6 protein-coding genes are annotated in these 5,198 nt (G+C 45.8%); 4 read left to right on the top strand and 2 right to left on the bottom strand.

Annotated elements, in window-relative coordinates:
• Positions 1-105: 105 nt before the first annotated feature.
• Positions 106-879 (bottom strand): ABC transporter permease subunit, encoded by a 774-nt coding sequence (locus tag Q0R35_RS01155; RefSeq protein WP_295613624.1) that lies wholly within the window; start codon positions 877-879, stop codon positions 106-108.
• A gap of 304 nt (positions 880-1,183) precedes the next feature.
• Positions 1,184-1,450 carry a hypothetical protein gene (locus Q0R35_RS01150; RefSeq protein WP_295613622.1) on the bottom strand — a complete coding sequence of 89 codons (267 nt, stop codon included), beginning with the start codon at positions 1,448-1,450 and terminating at the stop codon, positions 1,184-1,186.
• Between the two features lie 139 nt (positions 1,451-1,589).
• Between Q0R35_RS01150 and minC the strand changes: the two genes are divergently transcribed.
• The 4 genes from minC to tgt form a co-directional block, all read left to right on the top strand.
• Positions 1,590-2,429 carry a septum site-determining protein MinC gene (gene minC, locus Q0R35_RS01145; protein ID WP_295613619.1) on the top strand — a complete coding sequence of 280 codons (840 nt, stop codon included), beginning with the start codon at positions 1,590-1,592 and terminating at the stop codon, positions 2,427-2,429.
• 106 nt (positions 2,430-2,535) lie between these two features.
• Positions 2,536-3,336 (top strand): septum site-determining protein MinD, encoded by an 801-nt coding sequence (gene minD, locus Q0R35_RS01140; RefSeq protein WP_295613617.1) that lies wholly within the window; start codon positions 2,536-2,538, stop codon positions 3,334-3,336.
• Between the two features lie 367 nt (positions 3,337-3,703).
• Positions 3,704-4,018 carry a cell division topological specificity factor MinE gene (gene minE, locus Q0R35_RS01135; RefSeq protein ID WP_295613626.1) on the top strand — a complete coding sequence of 105 codons (315 nt, stop codon included), beginning with the start codon at positions 3,704-3,706 and terminating at the stop codon, positions 4,016-4,018.
• 185 nt (positions 4,019-4,203) lie between these two features.
• A partial coding sequence (gene tgt, locus Q0R35_RS01130; RefSeq protein ID WP_295613615.1) for a tRNA guanosine(34) transglycosylase Tgt occupies positions 4,204-5,198 on the top strand: 995 nt, incomplete at its 3' end.

The raw sequence follows: 5,198 nt of genomic DNA, 5'->3' as shown, positions 1-5,198 counted from the left end.
AGACTAAACACCAGGGTTTTTGCATTTTTATTTTCTTGTATGAAACCACCCTGCCCTGCCTTTATAAGGGGGGGTTGGGGGGTAAACCCAGCAAACTCGATCGAACTAAAATTGTCGGCGTGAGAAAATTACCGTCGTCATTAGCAATAGTGCGGCTGTATAAACCAAGGCATACCCAGCATTAAGCCAAAGGACATCTGTTTGGGGCAGCACACCGTAAACAGCATCATTTTTGAGATCGAGCCGCGATAAATCTGGTAATACCAGATATAAATTATCGGTAAATTGTTGAAATCCAGGATTTTTAGTCACCCCGGCTAATTTCACCATTCCTTCACTTAAATGCCCGACTAAATACAATGAAAATGTCAGTAAAATTGCTAAAATGGAACTAGTAAATACGCCAAATAATAAGGCGGCGGCGGCAATTAGACATAGTTCTATAAATAGAAATAGTGATGTCAGCAATAGGGGGAATAATTGATACTCAATATGAGTCAAACTGAGTACCAGTAAATAAATTACCGTCATGCCAGCTACGACGATCGCCAGTACGGCAGATAGTCCTAAGTGCTTGCCGAGAATAAATTCAATACTACTAATTGGCTTAGTGACGATCGTAAATACCGTACGTTTTTCAATTTCCTTATTGATGAGACTCGTACCGACAAAGATGGTAACTACCACACCTAGCAAACTAGAACTAGCGGTGCCAAAATCAGTGAGAATTTTGTTCTGTGCAGCACCAGAGACTTCTGGTAAAAGCCGCGAAGCTGCCAGCATTAACACGGCATAAAACCCGATCGTCAAAAAGATCCGATCGCGCATCACTTCTCGAAACACGTTACTAGCTACCGCCCAAATCCGAATTAAACTCATTGTCTTAGGTAATGTCTAAACGATCTGACTGGATCTAATCATCATAGATCTCTTCTGTCAATCTGACGATCGACATCGACATCGATGCCAACAGTGTTAATTCTTCCACATCTTGCACAAGTGTATGACAACCGATTTAAATAGCCTTAAAACCTACTCATAGGTACCAAAAACTATCCACTGTCTTGAAAAGGTGCTTCACTTGGGGGAACCCTAAGAACGCACTTTTCGCTATTCACTATTCACTAGTAACTAGTAACTATGTTTTGATGCAAGATGTAAGTTTTTTTACTTACCGTTGGCATTAGTGAGGTCGTCTGTATCGCTTAATCGTGCATTTTTTCATTACTAGTACAATTGATTTATTCTGAAGAGAATCGCTACTTTGAGCTAGCGATAAGCTAGTTTCAGCGTAAAAATGCAGGCGATTCTCCAAAGGAGAGGCTACGCCAACGAACAGCGGCGAAACCTTTGTGGCAGCTAGCGATCGATTCGAGCCGAGTGCGGACGTAACCGCCAACCCGGTAAAAATTGCGATCGCTAATTTTGGCAAATGATGTTGAGTTTTCAATTTAGGCGGTTTAATTTACTACTACCAAATATTACTACCTCACCTGTATTCCTAAATACATGGTTAATAATTCCAACAGAATATCCGTTTGAAGTGTAAGATGTAAAAGCCATTTGCGATCTTCACCACTCTGTAGGCTATGAATGCTGATTTCTCATCCACCTTGTCTATCCTAAATGCCCAGGGAAAAACAGATCCAATTCCCGTCACGCCATCGGCGCAACCAAAATTGCAAATTCGACTCAAAAATGAAGATGGAGTGGTGAAATTGATTCTGCCGACAGAAGCGGAAACACCAGCTTCTGCCAGTTGGAACGATCTGTGGGAGCAGCTTCAGCAGAGACTTCAAGCCGGAAAAAGATTTTGGCAACCGTTATCGATCGTGCATTTAATCGCCCACGACAGGCTCTTAGATGCCAGACAACTCCAAGGCATCAGCGACGCGCTTGCTGATGTTGCCTTGCAACTGCAACTTGTCTCCACCACTCGGCGGCAAACGGCGGTAGCCGCAGCAACAGCAGGCTATTGCGTCACACAGCAGTCGGCGATCGCGCCTTTATTACCCACTGCTACCGAAGACAAGCTAGCGCAGCTTGTCGAACCACTTTATCTGCAAATGACAGTCCGATCGGGGATGGATATTCGCCATGAAGGTACTGTGATTATTATGGGCGATGTCAATCCCGGCGGCGAAATTTTTGCAGCGGGGGATATTATTGTGTGGGGACGGCTGAGGGGTATCGCTCATGCAGGTTACCCCAACAACCCTCAATGTCTGATTATGGCATTGCAAATGGAGCCAACTCAACTGCGAATCGCCGATCGAGTAGCACGCGCACCAGAAACCCCGCCCCCACAGTTCGAGCCAGAAATTGCCTACGTCACACCTCAAGGCATTAGGATCGCCCGCGCGATCGATCTCAAAACAACCCCCTACTTGCGCGAATTAGCTCTCCCCGGAGCTGGGCGCATTGATTGATTGATAGATATCGATTTTCTGCTGACTGGTGACAACTAGGGAATAGCCCCACCCCTAGAGATCGAGTTTTCATAATTAATAATTACCAATTGACAATTTATAATTCATGACTCGCATTATTGTAATTACTTCCGGCAAAGGCGGAGTGGGTAAAACCACCGTAACAGCCAATCTGGGCATGACTCTTGCCAAAATGGGGCACCGAGTCGCGCTTGTCGATGGTGACTTTGGGCTGCGAAATCTCGATCTGTTGTTAGGATTGGAAAATCGCGTCGTTTATACAGCAGTAGAAGTGCTAGCAGGCGAATGTCGTCTCGATCAGGCATTAGTCCGCGATAAACGCCAACCGGGACTGGTGTTATTACCTGCCACCCAAAATCGCAAAGCCGAAATGATCACTCCCAATCATATGAAATGGATGATTGGCGAATTGGCTCCTCAGTTCGATTTTGTATTGATCGATAGCCCTGCGGGCATCGAAATGGGCTTTAAAAATGCGATCGCCGCCGCTCAAGAGGCTTTAATCGTCACTACTCCAGAGATTTCCGCCGTTCGGGATGCCGATCGGGTAATCGGGTTACTCGAAGCTAGTAATATTAGTCCAGCACGATTGATTGTCAATCGCTTGCGTCCGGCAATGGTCGAAGCTAGTGAGATGATGTCTGTAGAAGATGTTAGTGAAATTCTGGCCGTGCCACTAATTGGTGTCGTCCCCGAAGACGAACGAGTCATCACTTCCACCAACCGAGGCGAACCATTGGTCTTAGAAGCTAATTCTACCTCTCGCGCCGCGCAAGCTTTTGATAATATCGCCCATCGACTGATCGGCGAAAAAACGCCCTATCTCGATCTGAGTATAGAACGTGAGAATTTTATGACGCGACTGCGTAAAATCTTCACTAAATAGTCATCTAGCTAAAATATCTAAATTAAATTTATAGTCTAATGTTAATTTCATCACATCGAGCGTCGCTTTAAAAGTGGATATTTACCGATCTAGATTGGTAAAATTAACTACTTAAAGATCTGACATTTTAGCAATGTCTCCTATTGAATTGCGTAACACCTGTTGATATAGTGTGGGTAAGCGACCTAGTTTTACCACCACAATTAGCAAACGCAGCTCCTCGATCGCCTCGAACTGAGGAAATAACTGCAAGTCCAACGATTGGGTCGGGAAATTTGTCAGTACTTAATTTTAACCATGCTTTACCCCTCAACGATTCGATTTTTTTAGGTGCTAATTCCTGCTATCGACTGCAAACACTATGACTATGATTCACGAATTTCTAGAAATGTTATTTCCCCGCGTGGCAAATGAGCCGAGTCGGGAACATGTGAAGCGGCGGCTGCAATTAGTCATCGCTCACGATCGCACCGATCTCAGCCCCCAAATGGTGGAAATGATGCGTCAAGAAATTCTCGAAGTCGTATCGCGATATGTCGAAATCGATACCCAAGGCTTAGATTTTTCGTTAGAAAGCAATCAAAGAGTAACCGCACTAATCGCTAATTTACCCATTCGGCGCGTTAAAGATGATGCTGAAGTCTCCCCGATGGGTTGGGCTGGTGACGATCCGGCGGGTTAGATGGGAGGTTGGAGCTGGGAGATGGGAGATAAACTAAAGATGAGAGCTGCGGCTCTTGTTCCGAGATCGTCAGTAAAGCAGCTACATTATCTTATACTGATAAATTTTTAAAAAGCGCAAATGTAAATACATCCATCTCCTCACTCCCATCTCCCAGCTCCAACCTCCCATCTCCTTATCAAATCTTGAATCACTCTAATTTCACTTTCGACTGCTTGGGTAAATGCAGTCACACTCACGCTCGTGCGGGTGTTTTTCATACTCCACACGGCATTGTCGAAACGCCAAGATTTATGCCCGTTGGTACCACAGCAGCCGTAAAAACGCTAACATCGGCGCACCTAGAAGATACTCAAGCTCAGATGGTATTAGCAAATACCTATCACCTGCATTTACGTCCCGGCGAAGACATCATTAGAGAAGCAGGTGGATTGCATAAATTCATGAACTGGAAAGGGCCGATGCTGACTGACTCCGGCGGTTTTCAGGTATTCAGTCTCAGCAAAATGCGGAAAATTACCGAAGAAGGTGTAACTTTTAAATCGCCTTTAGATGGACGCACGATTTTTATTTCGCCTGAAAAATCGATCGAGATTCAAAATGCCCTCGGTGCGGATGTGATTATGGCATTTGATGAATGCCCCCCGTATCCCGCCACCCGCGAAGAAGTTGTCGCTGCGACCGATCGCACCTATCGCTGGTTCGCCCGCTGTATGAAGGCACACCAACGCCCTGACGAGCAAGCCTTATTTCCGATCGTCCAAGGCGGCGTACATTTAGATTTACGTGCCGAAGCCGCTAAATCGCTGCAAGAATTTGACGTTCATGGATATGCCATCGGTGGCGTTAGCGTCGGCGAACCAGCGCACTTCATTCACAAAATCGTCCGCGCTACCGCCCCATTATTACCCGAAAGTAAACCGCGCTACCTGATGGGCATCGGTACCTATAAAGAAATGGCGATCGCGATCGCCTCCGGCATCGATTTATTCGATTGTGTCATCCCTACACGGGTCGCTAGGCACGGTGCAGCTTTTGTCAGGGGTGAACGGTGGAATCTCAAAAATGCCCCCTTCAAACGCGATTTTACCCCCTTAGACGATACCTGTCCTTGTTACACCTGTCAGAATTACAGCCGCGCCTATTTATGCCACCTGATCCGCTGTGGTGAAATCACCGG

This window comes from Chamaesiphon sp. GL140_3_metabinner_50, assembly GCF_025361915.1.
Taxonomy (GTDB): domain Bacteria; phylum Cyanobacteriota; class Cyanobacteriia; order Cyanobacteriales; family Chamaesiphonaceae; genus Chamaesiphon.
The sequence above is the reverse complement of the archived record's forward strand: the minus strand, read 5'-3'. Positions and strand labels throughout refer to the sequence as shown.

Coding starts and splice junctions, on each gene's coding strand:
- Q0R35_RS01155 (WP_295613624.1), bottom strand. CDS start 879: ATGAGTTTAATTCGGATTTGGGCGGTAGCTAGTAACGTGTTTCGAGAA.
- minC (WP_295613619.1), top strand. CDS start 1,590: ATGAATGCTGATTTCTCATCCACCTTGTCTATCCTAAATGCCCAGGGA.
- minD (WP_295613617.1), top strand. CDS start 2,536: ATGACTCGCATTATTGTAATTACTTCCGGCAAAGGCGGAGTGGGTAAA.
- minE (WP_295613626.1), top strand. CDS start 3,704: ATGATTCACGAATTTCTAGAAATGTTATTTCCCCGCGTGGCAAATGAG.